Here is a 22,190-nt window from a genome sequence, read left to right as displayed (position 1 = left end):
CATGGCGGGCCCGGGCACAAGTGGTGTCACTGCGTACGGTGGGCCAGGCACAGTCTACTTATATGATCGTTCATTGCCGTTAAACAATGGACGGCTACAGGTCGTAAATAGGAGCGATAGCAGCTCATATATACCTTTCCGCATTAGTGGAAATTTTGATATTCCGACTCACCTCCACAACACCAGAGCCGTTGTGGCGGACGGTACTCATATAGGAACATCACTAACAGGTTCTGGTCACAATAATGTTTATGTGGCGACAGAAGGTGATTTCACTGTAGCCAACAATGAATTAGTGGTCGATGGTTTTACTTTTGAGCTGTCGCAAGATTATAGCTTTGAGGCTATTAGAGTTCAGAACCAAGGGAAGATAACGACTCCCTATGCGTCTGACACCTATACATCTGGCGTTACGTTAAGCGCTACTGATTTTTATATTAGTTCCAATTCTTACGTGGACGTTAGCGGGAGAGGCTATCTTCCTGTTGCAGAGGTGGGATATAAGTCAGGGGGCAGCTATGGTGGTCAGGGTGGCGTCATATCTGCCTCAACAACAAATACGGTTTATGGTAGCGCTGTAGCGCCTGCAGACTTCGGCATGGGAGGCCGTTACCAAGACGATAGCCAAAATGGCCACAGAGGCGGTGGCGCAATAAAAATCGTAGCAGATCGCTTAGAGCACTACGGGTATATATATGCGAATGGTGCTGGGCATACAAACTACAAAGGAGCTGGCGCAGGCGGTTCTATCTGGCTCGAAATTGGTGAGTTAGTTGCTGGAGGTGCTGGATACATCCATGCCAATGGTGGGTACGGCAGATATGCAGGCGCCGGCGGCGGCGGACGTGTAGCAATCTATTACGAATCACTTGAAGGGCTGAATTTATCGCGAGTCCAGGCCAATGCTGGTGGTTACAACACTGCAGGTGCTTCAGCTGAGCACGGATCAGTTCACATTGCCGAAATAACTGCACCTCCTCGAGTGCGGGAAGTCTCCCCCAGTGGATACCACAGCGCATCAATCGATAGCACCATTGTCCAGTTCAGCATTGGAATTGATAACGCGACTCTCGATACTAGTGATTTCGAGCTTGTCGATAACACTGGTGGGGCAATTGCGATAGATTCAGTCGTCTCGATTGACGATATCCGCTACCAAATTGATTTCTCCGAGACTCTCATAGAGGGAGCCTATACGCTAAGTGTTGGTCCCGACATCTTTGGTACCAATGGTCTCGGTATGGATCAAGACCAAGACGGCATCGAGCTTGAACCCATCGATGATAAGTACTCGACACAGATCGTCATCGACCTCACGCAACCTAAGGCCCTATCTTTAGACCAGCCGGTAGCCCCGGCAGTCATTGCCTCCAACAACCGCTGGGTAACCCTCTCCGGCAGCCGCGAAGACAACACCGCGATCCTAGTCGATGGCAATGAGATCGTAGCCAACGGCTCTGGCAACTGGTCCGGAACCTATTACCTCCCGGAAGGCGAGTCGACCGTTTCTGTTGTTGCGCAGGATCTCAGTGGCAACCAGTCTGACCCGGTCACCCTGATCTTCAATGTCGACAGCAAAGCGCCGTCGATCACCGGCGCGAACCCGTCGGGCTCTCAGAAAGTAGCACCGCCATTTATCACAGTGGTGGTTACCGAAGAGGGCAGCGGCATAGACCTGGATACAAGCTCCTTGGTAGTAGAGCGTAACGGTGTAGCCCTGTCAGGCTCCGTGGCCCTCTACGAAGGCCAGGTCCAGTTCACTCCCGATGCCCCATTCCTCGACGGCGAGTACACCATCCGTGCGCGCATCGCGGATAAGCTCGGCAACCTGTCCACCCAGAAAACCTACAATTTCGTACTGGACTACACCCCGCCGGCACCGACCGTGCTGGAGGAGTATCCATCCATTACCACCGTCAACGCCCAGACCTTCAGTGGTTCTAAAGAAGCGGGCAGTGCGGTGCTGGTCAACGGCAGTCTCGAAGTGATCGAGTCTGCAGCGACCACCTGGAGTACCCAGGTAGCCCTGCTGCAGGGCGATAACACCATCGAATTTATAGTGCGCGATGCGGCGGGTAACCTGAGTGAACCCACTACTGCCTCGATCCACTACGACAACAACCCGCCAGGGCAGGTCGCCTTGTCGATCGACCCCAACGGCCGCGGTACCGATCTGTTGCTGGACTGGAGCAGTTATAACGAGTTCACCAACGGCAACGATATCGACGAGTACCGCATTTATCAGAGCGCGGGACCGTTTACCGATATCGCCGGTAAAACAGAGTTTGCCGTGGTCGGGCAGGGCACCAAGCAGTTCCGTGTAGAGGGCTTGCCGCGTGGGACCGAAGCGCACTTCGCGGTGGTTGCCTTCGATACCCAGGAGCTGTTTAACCCCGCGGTGACTTCCGTCTCTGCAGTACCGGTAGATGTGCAGGCTCCGGATGAGATCGCCAACCTGGTTGTCGAGCCGGGCGCGGATAGTCTGTCCCTGCGCTGGAACCCATCCGCTAACAGCGACGGCGACCTGGCCGGGTATAAAGTGGCGTTTGTGGACGATGCCGAAGGCCGTGTAGACGATCTTCCATTGGCATCACTGCCGGACCCGGCTGCCGTTGTGCAGTACCAGGTGACCGGCCTCAACCCCGCCACCTCCTATCCGATCCGCGTCTACGCCTACGACGCCACCGGTAATGCCTCTAACGGTGTGACCGATGCCGGCACCACCTTGCTGCCGAACCCGGCCACCGTTACCGCGGAGCCGAAGAGCAGCCAGATCGCCATCACCTGGTCCAGCGTTGCCCCGTACAACCTGCTGAAGAACTACGCGGTGTATGTGCAGGAAAGCAGCTTCACTTCTGTCGAAGGCCTGCAGCCGAAGAAGATCCAGAGTAAAGGTGGCAGTGCCGACAGCGAACACACCTGGTCTCTGGCCGGTCTGAAGAACGGCACCACCTATTACGTGGCGGTAACCGCGATCAACATCTCCGGCGGCAGCGATCCGCAGGTGACCCCGGTGGCTGTTACTCCGGTAGCGGATACCGAAGGCCCGGTGATCGAGTCTGCCGAGTACCAGCAAAATGGTCAGGGCAGTGCGCTGCTCGATCTGGCCAGTGCACCGCAACTGTCTCAGGACGGTCGCTTCAAGATCACCGCCAGCGATGACTCGGACATTGCCCGCGTCGAGTTCTTCGTCGATGGTACCTTGCTCGGCACCGAGTACGCCGCCAGCAATGGCGCCTTCGGCCGCAACCTCACATTGCAGTCTCTGACCGATGGCGATCACGCCCTCACGGTGAAAGTCTTCGACGTGTGGGAGAACAGCACCATCGGCCAGTACACCTTCGGGGTACTGCTGGCACCACCGGCGGCACCGCAAATCACCGCCCCGGTGGACGGCACCATCAGCAACCAACCGCTAGTCCTGATCCAGGGCGAAGCGGAGAAGGGCACCCAGGTACAGTTGTATCGCGATGGTGTACCGGCTTCCGACCTGCAGTTGGTGAACAGCTACGGCAAGTTCCAGATCGAAGTAACCCTGGAAGAGGGTGCGAACAGCATCACCGCCGCGGCCGAGTATCCCAACCGCAGTGGTGGCTTCGGCCCGCAGAGTGCCGCGCGCACCATCGAGCTCAACACCGCCATCCCGGATGCGCCCACCAACCTCACCGCCATCGAGCGGGAGTTGGGGCAAATCTCCCTGTCTTGGGATCCGGTGGAGAGCAGTGATGCCAACAACACCATTGCCGGTTACAACGTGTACCGCGCAATGGCCACCTTCGGTAACCCACAGCAGGCACAGAAGCTCAATAACCAGCTGCTGACCGAGCCCAAGTTCAGCGACCTGCCGGCGGAAGACGGGCATTACTTCTACGCCGTCACCGCCGTTAACGAAGCCGCCACAGAAAGTGCCCTGTCCAGCGTGGTCGAGGCCATTGCTGACAGCGAAGGTCCGCACGCCCTGGATATCACTTACCAGTCCAACGGCGTCGTGGACGCCGCCAATGGTCGCCACGCCCCGGGCACCGTCGAAGTGGAAGTACAGTTCGATGAACCCCTGCGCAACAAACCCTACTTCGCACTGGTACCGGAAGGCGGCGTACCGCTGACCGTTGAGCTGAGCAAAGACTACAGCGACGACACCCTGTATACCGGCAGCTTCACCATCGAACCCGGCATGCGTTCGGGTACCGCTTACGCCGTCATGTCCGCCCACGACGACGTCGGCAATCGCGGCACCTTGATCGAACAGGGTGGTACCCTGCTGATCGATGCCCAGGGCCCGGAAGTGATTGCGCTGACTCTCAACCCAGGTGCGCCGCTCAAGGTCGACGAGCAGGAAGGTCTACTGGTGGAAGTGGTGGCCAGGCTGAACGACGAAGTGAAGCCCGGCGCACAGCCCACGCTGATCCCGCAGCTCAATAGTGTCGCCATCGCCGAGCACAGCAGTGGTATCAGCCTGACCCGCGATGCCCAGTCCATCGAGGGCGAGCCTCTGTGGGTGGGCAGCTTCACACTACCCACCAGCGCCGGTCAGGACGAAGCGGGCAACCCCGCCGTGGCCAGCCTCAGCTTCGACTACCAGGCCGCCGACGACCTGGACAACCTCGGCAGCCGAATGCGTGTGCGCAACGCCTTCCAGGTGTACCAGGGCGACCTGCCACCGCTGGATATCCCGCAGAACCTTAAAGCCGTGGCCCAGCCCAACGCCGGTGTCGCCCTTGAGTGGGATCCGGTGGAAGAGGCGCGTTACGTCCTGTACCGCAAAGCGGAGAGCGAGTCCGAGTTCACCGAGATCCAGCGTCTCTCTGCAACGCAAACCACCGACGCACTCCCCAGCGATGGCCAGTACTACTACGCCGTCGCCAGTGAGCGTCGCAGCAACGACCAGATCGCCATCAGTGCTCTGAGCGAAGCGGTCGCGGTCAGCGCCGACAGCATCGCCCCGGCCGCGCCGGCCGATCTGGCACTGGAACTGAACGGTGCCGGCATCGTCGCCACCTGGAGTGCACCCACCGTAGACGCCGAAGGCAATACGGAAGAGGGGGCCGCACTGACCTACAACCTCTACCGTCTTAGTGTGGGTGAGGGTGTGAACGTCACCGCGGAAGAACTGCAGAACATCATCCCGCTGCAGACCGGCATCCCCGAGCCCATCGCCCTGGATGCCAACCCCAGCGAGAGCCAGCACGCCTATGCGATTACCGCACTGGATGAAGCCGGTAACGAGTCTGCCCCCAGTGACACCGCCTACCTCAACTTCGGCCTGCTGCCGGTGAGCGATCTCAGCATCACTATCAGCGCCGACGGCATCCCGCAATTGCAATGGCACCACAGCGGCGCCGCCATTGCCGGTTACCGAGTGTATGTGGATGGTGAAGCCGGTGAAGGTGAAGAAAACCTGCAGGAGATCACCACCGCACTGATCCCCCACGGCAGTAATCCCACCACCTTCGTGGATGACAACTTCAGCGCCGGCGCCCAGGGCGTCACCGCCGAACGCCGTTACACCATCATCGCCGAAGACGATCAGGGTGCGACCAGCATCGGCCACAGCCTGCTGTTGCCCGCACTCGCCGTCGAAGTGATCGAACCGCAAGACGGCCAGTCGACCCTGGAGCGCGGCGTCATGAACGAAGTGCGCTTCCGGGTACAGAACCGCGGCAGTGCCGATGTGACAGGCCTCAAGCTGTTCGCCAGCGTCCGTGACAACGGCACCGACCGTGAACACCAGTCCGCCAGCTTCAGCGTTGCCGCCGGCGGCATCGTCGAAGTGCCCATCGTCATCGGCGGCTACGCCAAACTGGATACCCTCAGTGAACTCCAGCTGCGCCTCGAGCAGTCGCCGCTGCCCGGTGAGACTATCTTCATCCACGCCCAGGATCAGGTCATGGTCGGCGACGCCGCCCTGCGCCTGTCGCTGGAGTCCGACACCGTCTACCGCGGTGGCCTCGGCAAGTTCCGCTTCACCTTGGAGAACACATCCGCCGTGGAAACCGAACTGCTGATGGCCCGCAACAACGGCAAGGCCGCCTCCGACGAGATCCGCATCCGCCTCGAAGACGCCGACGGCAACCTGCTCACCCTGCAAGACGTGCAGCAGTACACCGGCGATGTCATCACCGTCGCCAGTGGAGAAACCGTCGCCCGCCTGCAACCGGGAGAACGCTTCACCTCCGACTGGATCGACGTCCCGGTACCGGCCGCTGCTCCGGATCTGATCACCGTCGCCCTGGAAGTGGACCACTTCCGCTACCACACCGGCAAAGCCACCGAAGTGGTCATCGACGGCAACGGCACCCGCACCCAGGCCTCCCTGCAGGAAACCGCCTACTACGGCACCCTGGAAACGGTCGCCCCCGCGGAGATCTACAGCGCCGAAGACACTGTTACCATCACCGGCCAGGCCATCGACCGCAGCAGCGACACCGCCACCGGCAACGTCCCGCTGACCCTGGTCATGGAACTGCGCGGCTTCGAACGTCAGGCCTCGGTGATTGCCGACAGCGACGGCCACTTCAGCTACACCTTCGACCCGCAAGGGCAGAGTGGTAACTGGCGTGTCTCCGTCATCCACCCGGACAGCCTCGCGCGGCCCAACCAGGGCGGGTTCAGCGTACTCACCTCCGCGGTGACCCCCAACCAGGTCAACATCCGCGTACCGCGCAACTACAACCAGGTCGTCCCCGTCACCGTCAACGCCGGCCACGGCAGCGACCTCGCCAACGTGCGCCTGGTCTCCGTCGCCGCGCCCGGTGACGCGCAGGTACAGATCCCCGGTGGTATCCACCTGGATCTCGGTGCGGTGATTAACCTGGCCCCTCAGGCCAAAGGCGTCATCAACCTCACCGTGAGTGGTGACAACCTCGCCCCGGAACACGGCTTCCTGTACTTCCAGGTCCTCGCCGACGTCAACGGTACCGAACAGGTACTGGAACACATCGCCGTCGAGTACACCCTCTCGGAAAGCCGTCCGGTAATCACCACCCAGCCGTCGTTTATCGACACCGGCGTACTGCTAGATGGCAGCACCAGTGAACCCTTCACCCTCAACAACACCGGCCTCGACGTACTGCGCAACGCCAGCCTCGAACTGGTGGATGAAGAAGGCAACCCCGCACCGAACTGGCTCAGCCTCAACGGCACCAGCAACCTCGGTGACATGGGCATCGGTGACAGCCGCGATCTCAGCCTCAACGTCGCCCCGGGTAACAGCGTCACCCAGGGCAACTATCGCTTCCAGCTGCAGATCACCGGCGACGGCGGCCACCACTTTACCGTGCCCATCTACATCGCCGTTGTCACCTCCGAACTGGGCGACGCCTTCTTCCATGTCAGCGACATCTACACCGCCACCCTGGGAGAGAACAACCAGCTCATCCCCGGCCTGAGCGGTGCCAAGATCGAACTGCAGAACGAACAGGTCCTCTCGGAAACCCGCACCATCAGCAGTGATGCCAACGGCGAGGCCCTGCTCAAAGACCTGCCCGCCGGCCGCTACAGCTACCGGGTCACCGCCTTCGACCACGAAAGCGTCGCCGGCCGCCTGTGGGTCAAACCCGGCACCACCGTCGCCGAAGACGTGTTCCTGATGAACCAGATCATCAGCGTCGAATGGCAAGTGAACGAGATCAACCTCGAAGACCGCTACGAGATCAAACTCGAAGCCACCTTCGAAACCCACGTTCCGGTCGCCGTCGTCATGCTCGACCCCTTAAGCATCACCCTCCCGGATATGCGCAAGGGCGACGTCTTCACCGGCGAACTGAGCCTCACCAACTACGGCTTGATCCGCGCGGACAACGTCAACAACAAACTGCCCTCGGGCAATGACGTCGTCGACTTCGAGTTCCTCGCCGAAGTACCAGACACCCTGGAAGCGGGCGACGTGGTGTACATCCCGTATCGGATTACCGCGCTCAGAGACTTCAATCCGAGCGAAGAGGGCGATGCGACCGGTGCCGGTTGTGGCCGCCACAGCTTCCAGTACCAGGTGAGTTATGCGAGCCAGTGCGCGAATGGGCAAGTGGTGCCCGGAGGCACCTCCACGCACTGGGCCACGGCCTCTACCGGATCGTGCTCCAGCGGCGGTGGCGGTGGCGCAGGCTACTACTACGGTGGAGGTACTGGCAGTGGCTCGGGATACGGTGGTGGATACTCACCGATCGGAGGTGATGTAGAAACCTTGCGATGTGAGCCCGATCCCAGCTGTGATGAAGGGTGCAACAAAGACAATAGTGGCGCTCAATAAAGCACATAACAGAGATTGAATATGTGGCTGGCGGCCCGATAGGAAAGCTAGCCTCTCGAAAGTGAGAAATATCACAATGAAATTGGAATTTGGGGGGCTTGTGTCTCGTCAACCGCTAAATATTTTAGTAGTGCTGCTATTACCCTTCTTTGCAATATCGGCATTGGCTAAACCTGGTATTTCAAATGATGGTGCAGCACCGAAAACTGCAACTTCAGAAAATCGTGAAGATTATGAAGATATGCGCGTAAAGGTCCTGGGTGGCTACGTGCGAATGACCAGACGGTGGACGAAAGAAGGGTGGAAGTGGAATACCCGCTGGAATTCAATCAAGACATATTATGAAGAAAGTACAGGTATTGATGGATTCGAGCCGGGTTCGAGGCCCATTTTTTCCAAGAGCGAAATTTTTGATTTGTACGAAGGTGAGGAAAGGCGTGCGGCAGTTGAATTATTTGGTAAAAATTTTGCGAGGCCAAAATCGACGGCTGGAATGGGTAGGTTTGGCCGCTTTGCATCAGCGCAAGGAGTAAATACAGGCGTTTTCTGTAATCAACTGTACACTTTCTATTTGTACAGGAATGGAATGGCTTACCGTCCGGAATCATTTTCGAGTTCCGGTGAAAAAGGATGTGTGAGTTCGACTAGCAGCAGATATCACTCATTATTGAATAGCACCCTAGAGGCTGATGACGGCGACTATACATGGCGGGATAAAAAGGGAAATGTCATTTTTTATAAAGATGGTGATATTTCTTATTACGAAGATAAAAACGGTGTAAGGGTTAGCTTTGAATATGAGAATGGTCGCATAAAGGAGATTAAAGATCACTTTGGTAATGTCGTAATTACATATCACTGGGAGGCTGTTGAAAGAATCGGTGAATATGACGACGCACCATCTCATAGGTTGAAGATGTTGGAGGATTATACTGGTCGGCAGGTTGTATATTCTTACGGGAATAATATTGAAGATTTAACCACGTTTCGAAAGCTGGTGACTGTAAAAGACGTGCGTGGAGAAACGTGGAGCTACACATACGAAAAAGTAGGCAATAAAAATCAATATTCATTAAGTTCCATGGTGGACCCGGGTGGCAGGACAACAGCATATTCTCTGAATGCAGATGGATTTATTAACGGCTACGAAAATGAAGAAGGTGTTGCTACTAAGTATTCGCATTCTGTAAATGACGACAAAATATACAAGGTTACGCAGACGAATAGCTCTGGGGTAATTACAGAGACCTGGTACAACGCACTTAGTATGGAGATAAAGCGCCAGGTTGGGGGTGAATTGCAATATGAAACCGAATATGAATTTGCGGGAAATAGAACGGCTGAAGATATCGCACGGTTGTATCAGCCTGGTATTGCGATCACATCCTCTGTCGAGTATGCACCTTTAAGAATATTGTCTAGTACCACGACTGATGCGAGAGGACTGGAGACCATCAGGTATTACGATGTCTTTCGGAATGTCACACGTACAGAGTATCCAGATGGGACATACACGACCACTGACTGGGATACAAATTTCACATTGCCAACGAAGCAGCGCGACGAGCGCGGTGTAATTACGCAATACGAATATGATGTGAAGGGCAACCTTGTTGTCTTGACAGAAGCCGCCGGTACCGCTGACCAGCGTATCACCCGCTACACCTACGACCAGTATGGCCAGCTGGAGACCCAAACCACTGGTGAATCCACTGCTGCAAATACAGCACTGGCCACTACCCGTTGGGATTACGACGATTACGGTAATGTCACCAAGGTTACCAGCCCAGAGCTTGAGGTAACCGAATACAAAGATTACGACGTAAATGGCTATGCCCATACCGTAGTAGATGCACGATTGAAAAACTGGACGCGGGACTTCGATGCTGTTGGTAATCTACTGGAAGACCTGAACCCCTATGGTGAGGGATTCAAGTATGAATACGATGCGGCAGGTGATCTCGTTAAGGTCACCGATGCCAGTGGCAGCAGTTTGCATATCACAAACAATGCCTCTGGGTTGCCCGCCACAGTAACGGACGATGCCGGCAATCTGCTCAAACTCGATTACGACGATGGTGATCGATTGGCAACAATCACCGATGCGGAAGGCTCCACCATTGGCCTGGAATATGATCCTCAGAACCGCCTCAGCGCCATTGTCGACGGTGAACAGAACCGTACCGAATACACCTACCAGGAAAACCTGCTGTCAAATATCAAATACCCCACTTACGCGGAAGAGCTGGGCTATGACAAGCGGGATCGTATTGAGCAGAGCAAGCAAAAGGCCAACAACCTAGAGTACCTGCGCAAGTACGGCTATGACCTCGGTAGTAACCTCGACACAGATACCGACGCGCTCGGCAATACGGAGACATACGAGTACGACAAGCTAAGCCGGTTAGTGTCCATCGTTGACCCAGAGAACGGCGAAGCCAAGAAAACCGAGTTCACCTACGACGCCCGCGATAACCTCTTGCAGGTGCAAGACCCGGAAGGGCGCCTGACCGTTTATACGTACGACAAAGCCGACCGTCTGAAAACCGAGACCAAGCACGACTTTATCGGTACCAACAAGCAGCGTGTGTACAACTACGACGCTAATGGCAATCTGGTTGAGGTGATCAATCCTCAGCAGGAAAAGCGTGGCTACACCTATGACGATGCCAATCGTCTGAGCAAACTGGAAGTGTTTGCGCACAAAGACAATGCGCAGCCGGTGAAGGTGGTGGATTACCACTACAACACCAAGGCCCAGTACACCGGCTATACCCAGCAGCCCGGTGCGGACACCGCCAATGCCACCGCGGATATCGTCCATCACGGGGAAACCTATACCTACGATGCGCTCAATCGCCTGGAATCCGTGCGGGTCGATTATTACGGTGAGGACACACAGGCTGCGGAGGTCGCTTTCTCCAAGAGCTACAGCTACACCTATTACGGTAATGGCTTGAAGAAGACCTACACCAATCCGGAAGGGATTACCTACACCTATTACTACAACAAGAATAACCAGATGGCTGCGGTGCATGTGCCTGGGGAAGGGCAGCTGGCGTGGACCGATTTTGACTGGCTGGCTCCGCAGACCTTGTTGTTGCCCGGTGGTAACAAGATCACCTTGACCTACGACGACTTCCTGCGGGTGAAAGAGCGCATTCTGGAAGACTCTGCGGGTAACGATAAAGCCACTGCTGTGTACGAGTATGACCTTGAGAGCAATATCAAGGGGATTGATACCGAGCATGGGGCTTATGCGTTTGACTATGACGATTTATATCGCCTCACCACGGCTGATTACCCGCTAGAGAATGCGGCGAACGATGAGCAGTTTGGGTATGACGGGATGGGTAACCGCACCGATTATGCGGTGGGTGAGGTTGCGGAAGCGAGCGGGGAACCTACGGGGACGGGCGGCGAAGCCGTGGGGACGGAATTTATTCCGTCCTCATCGGAGGTGTTGGACTACAACGACCACAACCAGCTGACGGAAATCACCGGTGATGATCCGGCCAGCTTCCAGTACAACGACAACGGCCACACCACGCAAAAGGCGCAGGGCGGCGTTACCTGGGATTACCGCTACAACCACGAAGAGCGTCTGATTGCTGTCGATAAGAATGCGCAGATGGTGGGGGAGTATCAGTACAACCCTTACGGCCAGCGGATTCGCAAGCAGACCGATAGCGCGACTTACTTTCTTTATAACGAAGAGGGGATGGCTGCGGAATACGACGCGGGTGGGAATCTGATTAAGGAGTACCACTTCAAGCCGGGTATGCCATGGATGACCGAGCCGTTATTCCAGCGGGTGGCTTCTGGGGAGGTTTATTATTACCAGAATGATCATTTGGGTACGCCGCAAAGGATGGTGGATAAGTCTGGGGCTGTGGTTTGGGAGGCTCGGTATGAGGCTTTTGGTCAGGCTGAGGTTTTGGTTGAGGTTGTTGGGAATGCGTTGAGGTTTCCTGGACAGTATTTTGATGGGGAGAGTGGGCTGCATCAGAATTACAAACGGGACTTTGATCCAGAAACTGGTCGATATATTCAGGAAGATCCGATAGGCCTATTGGGTGGAATAAATGTCTATCAATATGCCTTTAACAACCCTGTCCAGTTTTACGACCCCACGGGGGAATTTGTCCCTGTTGCTCTTTATGCCCGATGTGTAGTTGGGTGTTTGGTTGGAGCCGGGCTGGGAGCACTTGCGGAACTCGTAATTTCTGGTTGTGAACCAGATTGGGGGACACTAGGAGCCGCAGCAGCTGGATGTGGGTTTGGTTGCTTGAATCCGCTAAATTGGTTTGCTCCAAAGTGGGGCAAGAAAAAGCCCGGGGTCGTGTATAAGAGAACCAGTGACTCTGATCCTAAACCATATATTGGGAAATCTAAGAGTGACCAGCGTTATGCAGAGCGTCAAAAAGAGCATGCTAGAGATTATCCCGATGAAGATTTTGAATTTGAAATTTTGGATCGAGCTAATGATGGCATTGAGCTGGACATTGCAGAGCAAAAACAAATTGATGCCCATGGTGGGCCTACAAATAAGTCAAATCCAAACGGTGGGACTAGGAACAAGCGGAATAATTTTGGTCCTAAACGTAGAACTAAATATGGGCTTTAGTGAATGAAGAGATTGAAATCAGGCGATTTAATTAAATTACCTATAGATGCTGTGACTTTTGGCGTTGGCCAGATAGTTGAGACTGGCGATATCCTCAAAGTTATAGTGTTTGATGGCGTTTGGGGCGGTGATTTTGATTACTCTAAAATTGAGCGTGAGGATGTGTTGCTGGCGGCATATACACTTGACGCCTTGCTTTATCATGGTCGATGGAGCGTGATTGGCAATGAAAAAATAAATTTTGATCTTATACCTAATCAGAATTTTATTGGTACCAATGGCGGCGTGGATGTTGTTGAGAATAATGCTGGTGATATTTTGAGGCCTGCCACTAAACAAGATTTGTGCACTTTGACACGAAAAAAGGTGGTTGCCCCAATCAGAGTTCATAAAGCATTCTTGTCATCCCAAGATGTTGAAGGGTATCCATGGAATGAAAAGTACGATCATTTGCTCGCCGACTATCAATTCAATTTAGAAACATATCCGAATCGGTAAGATAAGGGGGACAGATCTATTTAAGGGCTAAAGGGGACAGATCTATTTAAGACGCCCAAATAAACAAGGCAGGGAGTGACGCCTGGAAGGATTGAGAAGAGCTATGCCAAGGAAGGCGCGGATATTGGTGGCGAATATGCCACATCATGTTGTGCAGCGTGGGCACAATCGCGAGGCGGTGTTTCTTGCGGATGAGGATTATCAGTATTACCGGGACAACTTGTTCGAGTGGAAGGACAAGTTGGGGATCAAGTTGTATGCCTGGTGTTTGATGACCAACCATGTCCACCTGCTGGTGGAGCCAGGGGATCGGGCGGAATCGATTTCATTGTTGATGAAGCGGGTTGCCGGTCGGCAGGCGGCTTATGTGAACAAGCTGGAAGGGCGTCGAGGTTCCCTGTGGGAAGGGCGCTTCAAGGCGAGCGTGGTTCAGGCGGAGTCGTATTTTCTGGCTTGTTGCCGGTATATCGAGCTAAATCCGGTGCGCGCCGGGATGGTGCGCGGGCCACGACAATACAAGTGGTCCAGCTATCGCGAGCGGGTTGGGGCCGATGAAAGCTGCGTTCTGGATAGACACGTAGAGCTGCAGCGACTCGGGCGCACTGGTGCCGAGCGGGTGGCAGCGTATAAAGAATTTGTTAAAGCCGGCGTGTCGTCTGACGAACTGGCTTTCTTGAACGAGGCCTGGTCTCGCAACCAACTGACTGGCAACAGCCGGTTTGTGGATGAGATAGAACACAGAGTAGGGCTCCGAGTTGAGCATCGCCGGCCCGGAAGGCCGCGAATAGAAATAGATTGACGTCGGCCCGCTACGACAGCCTGACGAATAAATAATTAAACAAAAGCATTACGACCATTAGGAATAGGAATCATGTTGCAGCGTTGGGGGATTCTGGCGGCGTTTTGGATCTGCACACTGGGTGTGCCGGCTGTCGCCACAGCTCAGGAAGAGGCGCTCTGCGCGGAGGTGCGTATCGAAATTCTTCAGGAACTGACGCTGGAGCGTCAGGGCTTTGAGGCGATTATGCGCATTACCAATAGCCTGGATACCTATTCCATCGAGAATATCGCTATCACGGTGAATTTCGCCGATGCCGATGGCAACTCAGTGACCGCCACCTCAGACACATCCGCCAGTGATGCCGACTTCTTTATCCGCATTGATGACACCCAGAATGTGAATTCACTGGTGACTGCGGATAATGGGACGGTGACCGATGCGGTGATCAATGCCGGTAACGTGGGCGAGTTCCGCTGGCTGATCGTGCCGACGGCCAATGCCGCTGGCGAAACCGATAACGGTGAGCTGTTCTTTGTCGGCGCCACGCTCTCCTATTCCTACGGCGGCAAAGAAGAGGTGGTCGAGGTCGCGCCGGACTCCATCGTGGTCAAACCCCAGCCGCTGCTGACCTTGGATTACTTCCTTACACACGAAGTCATTGGTGATGATGCCTTCACAACAGAAGTCGAGCCGCCCGAGCCCTATACCCTGGGTGTGCGTATCGACAACAGCGGTTTTGGCTCCGCCAACAAGGTCAAAATCGAATCTGCCCAGCCGAGAATCGTCGATAACGAACAGGGCCTGGCCATTGATTTCACGATCACCAAAAGCTTCGTCGAAAATCAGGCTGCCCAGCCGAGCCTGCTGATCGACTTCGGCGAAATTGATCCCAAAGGAATGAAGGCCGGCCGCTGGATCATGGAATCCACCCTGTCCGGCAAGTTCACCTCCTTCAATGCCAGCTTTACCCATGCGGATGAACTCGGCGGCGAACTCACTTCCCTGATTGAAGCCACTAATGCGCACCTGCTAGTTCGAGATGTCAAAGTGGATCTTGCCGGCCGCGATGCGGTACCGGATTTTCTTGCCTATGGTGCCGACGATAGTTATTACGTTTACGAAAGCCAGGCAACCGGCGCCGACCTGGCGCTGTGCAAGAGCTGCGCCCAGGTTGCAGCGCTGAGTTACAGCTTGGGAGCGGAAAGTGCCGGCTCCCGCGCACTTACGGGCACCGCCGAAACTGGCTTTAGCTATATAAAAGTGGCAGACCCCTATGCGGGCGCCAAGGTACTGCATCGGGTAGCGCGGGATGACGGTAAGCAGCTCAATGCCGCGAACTATTGGATTTCCAAAGAGCGTGCCGAGAACAACGTAGATTTTAATTACTTCATCAACGTGTTTGATTTCGGTAGCACCGGCAGCTACTCCCTCTCTTTCGTTGACTCCAGCGAAGTACCGCAGGCGCCGGTGATTCAGGCAATTCTGGATCGTAGCAGTCACGAGGGGAGCCAGGTGGGCTTTCTGGTGCAGTCCTCCGATCCCAATGGCACAGTACCGGTATTAAGTGCCGCCAGCCTTCCTGCCGGTGCGATATTTACCGATGGCGGCGATGGTACCGGTATCTTCCGCTGGCAACCGGCGATCGGCCAGGCAGGCGATTACGTGGTTACGTTTACCGCAACAGACGGTGAGCTCGCCAGCCAGCGTGCAGTAAACATCGCGGTACACCCGGCAGATGATACCGATGGCGACGGCCTGGATGACGCCTGGGAAATGGAACACTTCGGTAACTTGGACCGCGATGGATCCGGCGATTACGACGAAGATGGCCGCACCGATGGACAGGAAGAAGAGGTGGGTAGTGACCCAACCGTGCCAGAGCTGGCCCCAGGTGCCCCACAAGTGACCAGCCCCATGTATGACGGCGAGGTTCTGAATGGTGCTTCCAACCTGTTGCCAACGCTTGTGATCACCAACGGTGATCATGCGGCGGAAATGTTGGTTGCCTATCAGTTTGAAGTCTATGCCGATGAGGCAATGCTCGATAAAGTTGCCGAGTCCGCAGTAGCAGAAGGCAGCGAGAGCACTAGCTGGTCTGTGACCAATGATGATGTGCTTCCCGGTAAATCGTTTGCGGATAACACGCTGTATTTCTGGCGCGCCCGCGCGATCACTCAGGTAGAAGAGGGGAGCGGCGAGGTACCTATCGCCTCCGAGTGGCAGTCGAGCCGCTTCTTTATCAATACCGAAAATGATGCCCCCGGTGCACCGGCGATTGTTGCACCGGCTGCGAACGCCATCGTTTCAGACTTGCGTCCGACCCTCGTTGTTGCCCACGCACTCGACATCGACCGGGACACGCTTTCATACGGCTTTGACCTGTTCCACGAATCCGACCTGGAAAACCCAATAGCGCAAGTTGTCGGACTCCTGCCCGGTGGTAACCACCAGACTCAGTGGCAAGTGCCCAACCCCTTGGCGGAAGACAACGCCTACGTGTGGAATGCCTGGGTCAAGGACGAACACGGTGCTCGTACGGAAAGTGCTATTGGCACCTTCCTGGTGAGCTCACTGAACAACAAGCCAGTAGCACCAACTGTGCTGGCACCGAGCGGCGCGTTGCAGACCTGGTTGCCGAATAGCGGTGTGGCTTTGCGGGTGCGCAACGGATCTGACCCCGAACAGCAACCGCTGACTTATTACTTCGAGCTGGACACCGTTTCGAGCTTTGATGGCACTGGCAAACTTGTTTCAGGCGCCATCGCTGAAGCGAATCAAGAAACCAGCTGGATCGCAGAGGGTTTGCAAGAAGATACGACCTACTACTGGCGGGCGAAAGTGAGCGATGGTGAAGTAGACAGTGATTGGGTAAACGCGAGCTTTAGCGTCGATTCCGATAATACTGCACCGCCGGTTCCGACACTGCATAACCCCGGTGATAGCGCAGTGGTGGAAACCCTGCGCCCACTGTTCGAGGTCAACCCGGTAGTGGATGTAGATGGCGATACTGTCCAGTATCGCTTCGAGGTGTATTCCGATGCTGCGCTTTCCATGTTGGTAGCCAGTCAGTTGCAACCCAGCACCCAGTGGACACCTGGTTTCGATTTCAATGACAACAGTCATTACTACTGGCGGGCTCAGGCCGAAGACGCCAAAGGGGCTACGAGTGAGTGGAGTCAAGCAAATGCCTTTGCGGTAAATGAAAATGGCCTCAATGATGCTCCGACCATTTCCGTGGTATTGCCGGATAGCGCGGTCACTGTGTCAGAACCTGAAATTTTGATTCAGTGGTTGGATACTGATCCCGACAGTAGCGCGAGTGTCTCTATTTACTACCTCTATGAAGGCAGCGGCCGCACACTGATTGTTGATGGTATTGACGAAGATGTTGACGGCGCGGGTGACCAATATCTGTGGGACGTTTCCGGCCTGCTGCCTGGGAACTACAGTCTGCAACTTGAAATCACCGATGGCGAAACTACGGTGTTGGCGGATGGCTGTTGCAATATCGAGGTGCCTTCGCAGACCAAGCGCATCACCGCGACCCCACAAACCGATCTGCTCGTTGACGAAGCCGGAACCGTAATTGCCGGTGTCAGTGTAGTGCTCGACCAGCCTTTACAGTCGGGCACCAGCCTAACTTTGAACCTGGCAGTTTCCGATAGCAGTGAAGCCCGTTTGTTAGGAGAAAGTTATCTGCAGTTTACCGCGGATAGCTGGGACATCCCGCAAGCGATCCAGCTGCAAGGGGTGGATGACTGTGAAGTAGACGGCAATCGCCCGTTCAATCTAGTTTTTCAACCCGCGCAGAGTGATGACCCAGCGTACAGTGGCTATTTGCTCGACAGCATCGAGCTGATCAATGCGGACAGCGAAGTCCCGGGGCAGACATTGTTTATCTGCCAATACGCACTGGAGCAAGAGGTCGCGGTGGCCGGTGGCAGTGAGGTGGATTCTCACTACCGCGTGACCTTGAGCAACAAAGGGGTGGGATTGGTTAGCGCCACCGCCGAACTTTCACTTCTCCCATCGCCAGACCTGAATTATTCCGCCACGGTGATTAGTGGTGGATCCCAATTGTTCTCTGATATTGCCAGTAACGGAAGTGTTGCAGGTAGCGAAGTACTGGTGATTCGCCACCCGGCAAGTCAGCCCGTAGACTTTGCCAAGTTTGCCTGGAACATTCAGCCCGGCGAATCCCTCACCAACGTAGAAGGGGACAGTGGTCACAATACCCTGCAGGGTAGCGACGGTGCCGACACCATTGATGGCAAATCGGGTAACGACACTATCTACGGCGGTGATGGCGATGATGTGATCATCGGTGGAACCGGTGCGGACAAGCTTTATGGCGAAGGCGGCAACGATACCTTCATCATTGAAGGCAATGATGGTCATGCAGATCGTGTAGAAGGTGGCGATGGGTTCGACCAGGTGATCGGTGGTGCCGGAGACGATGCCATCCGCCTGAGTGTGTTCTCTGGCGCTGCAACCGTTGAGCGTATTGATGGGTCCAGCGGCTTCAATGCGATTTACGGCACCAGTGCACACAATACCCTAGATTTTTCCAATACCGAACTCGTCAATATTCAGTTTATCGACGGTCTCGCAGGTAACGACACCATCTACGGGAGCTCGGCGAACGATAAAATTATTGGCAATAGCGGCAGTGACAAGCTCTATGGCAATGCTGGCGATGACATCTTTGTAATCGAAGGCAATGACAGCGGTTATGACCGGGTAGAAGGTGGTACCGGCTTTGACCAGGTGGTTGGCAGTGACGGCGATGACTGGTTCCGGTTCTCTGCATTCAGTGGCGATGCCCGGGTAGAGGCCATCGACGGCGGTGCCGGACTGAATCAGATCGTCGCCAGCAGCGCGAACAATACTTTGGACTTCCGGGATGTCAGTCTGATCAATATCGCTCGCATAGAGGGTGCTGCGGGTAATGACACCATCTATGGTTCCTCTATCGCAGACACCATTATAGGTGGTTTGGGTAGCGATAAGCTTTACGGTGAAGGCGGTGATGACCGCTTCCTATTAACCGTCGGCGATACTGGTTTTGAGCGTTATGAAGGCGGTGAAGGGGACGATTGGATCGTCGGTACCTCGACGGACGATAGCATTCGCTTGAGTGCCTTTAGTGGTAACGCCCGTGTAGAAGTGATCGATGGTGATGGCGGGGTAAACCAGATCCTGGGCAGTACCGCCAACAATACCTTGGATTTCTCCGAGACGCAGTTGATCTCCATCGACCTGATTGATGCGGGTAAAGGCAATGATACGGTCAAGGGCTCCACTGCGGCAGACGTCATTATCGGCGGGCTAGGCTCAGATCTGATCTACGGCAATGGTGGAGCTGATACTTTCCAAATCACCCATGGGGACACAGGCTTCGACCATTATCAGGGGGGCGATGGCGTCGACCGTTTGCTTGGTACAGAGCTTGATGACGATATTCGTCTCACTGTGTTTAGTGGTAATGGCCGAGTTGAAATCATTGACGGCGGCGCGGGTGTAAACCGACTGGTAGCGTCCAGTGCGAACAACACCTTTGATTTCAGTGAGACTCAATTACTGAATATCAATGAGATTGATATGGGCGCGGGTAACGATACTGTATACGGAACCGATAGCGCGGACAGAATTCTTGGCGGCCCCGGCTCTGACAGGCTGTATGGTAATGGCGGCGACGATGTGTTCGTTGCAACCGTAAGCGATACCGGTGCAGACCGCTACGACGGCGGTGAAGGTTTCGATACCCTGTTGGGTAGTGCTGAAGATGATGAGCTGATCTTGTCAGTATTTAGTGGTGAAGCCCGGGTAGAGAGAATCGATGGCGGCGCTGGTACAAACGTGATTCGCTCAAATACTGCCTATAACACACTGGATTTCCGTGGGGTTGAGCTGATCAACATCGGATTGATCGACGCCGGTGCCGGAAATGACACGGTGTATGGTTCAGATCTCGCTGATGTAATTGAAGGCGGTATCGGTAGCGACACCTTGTATGGTGAAGGCGGTGACGACCTGTTCAAGTTGACTGCGGGCGATACTGGCTTCGATCAATATCGCGGCGGTGCGGGTACGGATACTCTTCAAGGTACTACTGGCGATGATATATTCCGCTTCAGTGCTTTTGCCGGCGAAGCTTCGGTAGAAATTATCGACGGCAATGGTGGTGCGGATACTATTGAAGCCACCACTGCGAACAACACGCTTGATTTCTCAAATACGCAGCTGATCGGTATTGTTTCCATTGATGCCGGTGACGGGAATGACACCGTATACGGCACCTCTGGTGCGGACACCATTATTGGCGGTCCGGGTAGCGACTACCTGGATGGCGGAGATGGCGACGATACGTTTATGTTTACCGCAGGAGACACCGGCAGCGATCGTTACAGTGGTGGTAACGGATTTGACCAGCTTCTGGGTACTGATGCTGACGATGACATTATTCTGAGCGTGTTCAGTGGTGCGGCAACCCTGGAGCGCATTGATGGAAAACTGGGCGTTAACCGCATCCTCTCCAATAGTGCCAATAACACATTGGATTTCTCTAATACCGAGTTGGTCAATGTCAGTGAAATCAATGCCGGTGACGGAAATGACACGGTAATTGGTACAGAATCCGCTGACTTGATTGTCGGAGGTCTTGGCAGTGACAACCTGTATGGAAACGCCGGAGATGACGTTTTCCTACTGACCACAGGTGATACCGGCTTCGACCGCTACGAAGGTGGCGACGGTATGGACAGCGTGCACGGGACCAGCGGAGATGATGTGTTCCGACTCAGTGCCTTTAGTGGAAATGCCACTGTCGAGGCAATTGACGGAAAAGGCGGAAACGATCAAATTTCCGGCAGTTCTGCGAATAATACTTTCGACTTCCGCAATACTTCTCTGGTTAATATCGCGCTGATCGCCACCCAATCCGGTAACGATACCGTCTACGGTACGGATGCTGCGGACACCATCGAAGGCGGCCTCGGCAGCGATAACCTTTACGGAGAGGGCGGTGATGATGTATTCCTGCTAACTGCGGGAGACACTGGGTACGATCGCTATGCGGGAGGTGATGGTGCGGATGAGCTTCGAGGTACGACCGGAAACGACCTGATCCGACTGGCAGCATACTCCGGCGCTACCACCGTTGAACGAATCAACGGCAACGGTGGCCAGGATGTCATTCAGGGCACCACCGGTAACAACACCCTCGACTTCTCACAAACAGAGCTCTCCAGTATTGCTGAGATTGACGCGTCGAAAGGAAACGATACCGTTCACGGCTCTGCATCGGACGACACTATCCGTGGCGGAGAAGGCACAGATACGCTCTATGGTAATGCTGGTGCCGATATCTATATCTTCGCCCGCGGCGATGGTTCGGACTCCATCCGTGATTCAGGCTCCAGCAATGGAGATACCCTTTATTTTGAAGGTGCGATAGCGCCCGAAGAGATTTGGATCGTGAAAAATGGAGCACATTTAGATATCTATCTACTTGCTGGGTCCGAGAAGATTCAGATCGTAAGCTGGGAGTCTCTCGATAATCGTATCGAGAGTATCGCCACAGAGTCGGGAGCGAGCTTGGCTTTCGATATGATCGGAGGCCTTGCAAATACCATGACTACAATAGGTGTGCCTGTTGATGGTGCTATCTCACTTGATGCAGAGCAGCAGGCTGATGTGGCGGAAGCAATCCAAATGGCTTGGCAGTAACAGTCTTTCAGCCAGAGATGCCCTGGACTACTAAAGAATCGAAAATTTACTAGTATTACCAGGGCTACACTGGGGTCAGCTTTGAGAATTGATTAGACTTGGAAGTGAATAATGAGTAAGCAGCTTCCTCTTAAGCGGATTGACTACAATTTGATAAGCGCTGTTTTTGCATAAATAATGAACAGTTTCTGTGTGGCGTAAATACCAGTTTACGCTACCTAGAAGAACCTCTTGCTACGCTTGCTTTTTGATCATTTATAATGGGTTATCTAATTTTTGTGCGTGGGCCGGGCTGACAGAGGTTTTCG

The 22,190-nt window shown here is 54.8% G+C and carries 5 protein-coding genes; all 5 read left to right on the top strand.

The annotated features are described in order from the left end of the window. Positions 1-1,240 precede the first annotated feature (1,240 nt). The 5 genes from ACXAG1_RS03765 to ACXAG1_RS03745 all read left to right on the top strand — a co-directional run bounded on the left by ACXAG1_RS03765 (position 1,241) and on the right by ACXAG1_RS03745 (position 21,882). Positions 1,241-8,248: a fibronectin type III domain-containing protein gene (locus ACXAG1_RS03765; protein ID WP_475118964.1), complete on the top strand. Its 7,008-nt coding sequence runs from the start codon at positions 1,241-1,243 to the stop codon at positions 8,246-8,248. Between the two features lie 76 nt (positions 8,249-8,324). Next, positions 8,325-12,875: an RHS repeat-associated core domain-containing protein gene (locus ACXAG1_RS03760; protein ID WP_475118963.1), complete on the top strand. Its 4,551-nt coding sequence runs from the start codon at positions 8,325-8,327 to the stop codon at positions 12,873-12,875. A gap of 3 nt (positions 12,876-12,878) precedes the next feature. Beyond that, the gene (locus ACXAG1_RS03755) at positions 12,879-13,373 is read left to right on the top strand and encodes a hypothetical protein (protein ID WP_475092749.1); all 495 of its coding nucleotides are present in this window, start codon (positions 12,879-12,881) and stop codon (positions 13,371-13,373) included. A 136-nt stretch (positions 13,374-13,509) separates the two neighbouring features. Next, positions 13,510-14,172, top strand: a complete 663-nt coding sequence (locus ACXAG1_RS03750) for a transposase (RefSeq protein ID WP_475092751.1) — start codon at positions 13,510-13,512, stop codon at positions 14,170-14,172. A gap of 72 nt (positions 14,173-14,244) precedes the next feature. Further along, positions 14,245-21,882 (top strand): beta strand repeat-containing protein, encoded by a 7,638-nt coding sequence (locus ACXAG1_RS03745; RefSeq protein ID WP_475118962.1) that lies wholly within the window; start codon positions 14,245-14,247, stop codon positions 21,880-21,882. The last annotated feature ends 308 nt before the right edge of the window (positions 21,883-22,190 follow it).

It is taken from the genome of Microbulbifer sp. ABE4_465 (assembly GCF_056160765.1).
Note: the sequence above shows the minus strand (reverse complement) of the source record. Positions and strands in the feature narration are given on the sequence as shown.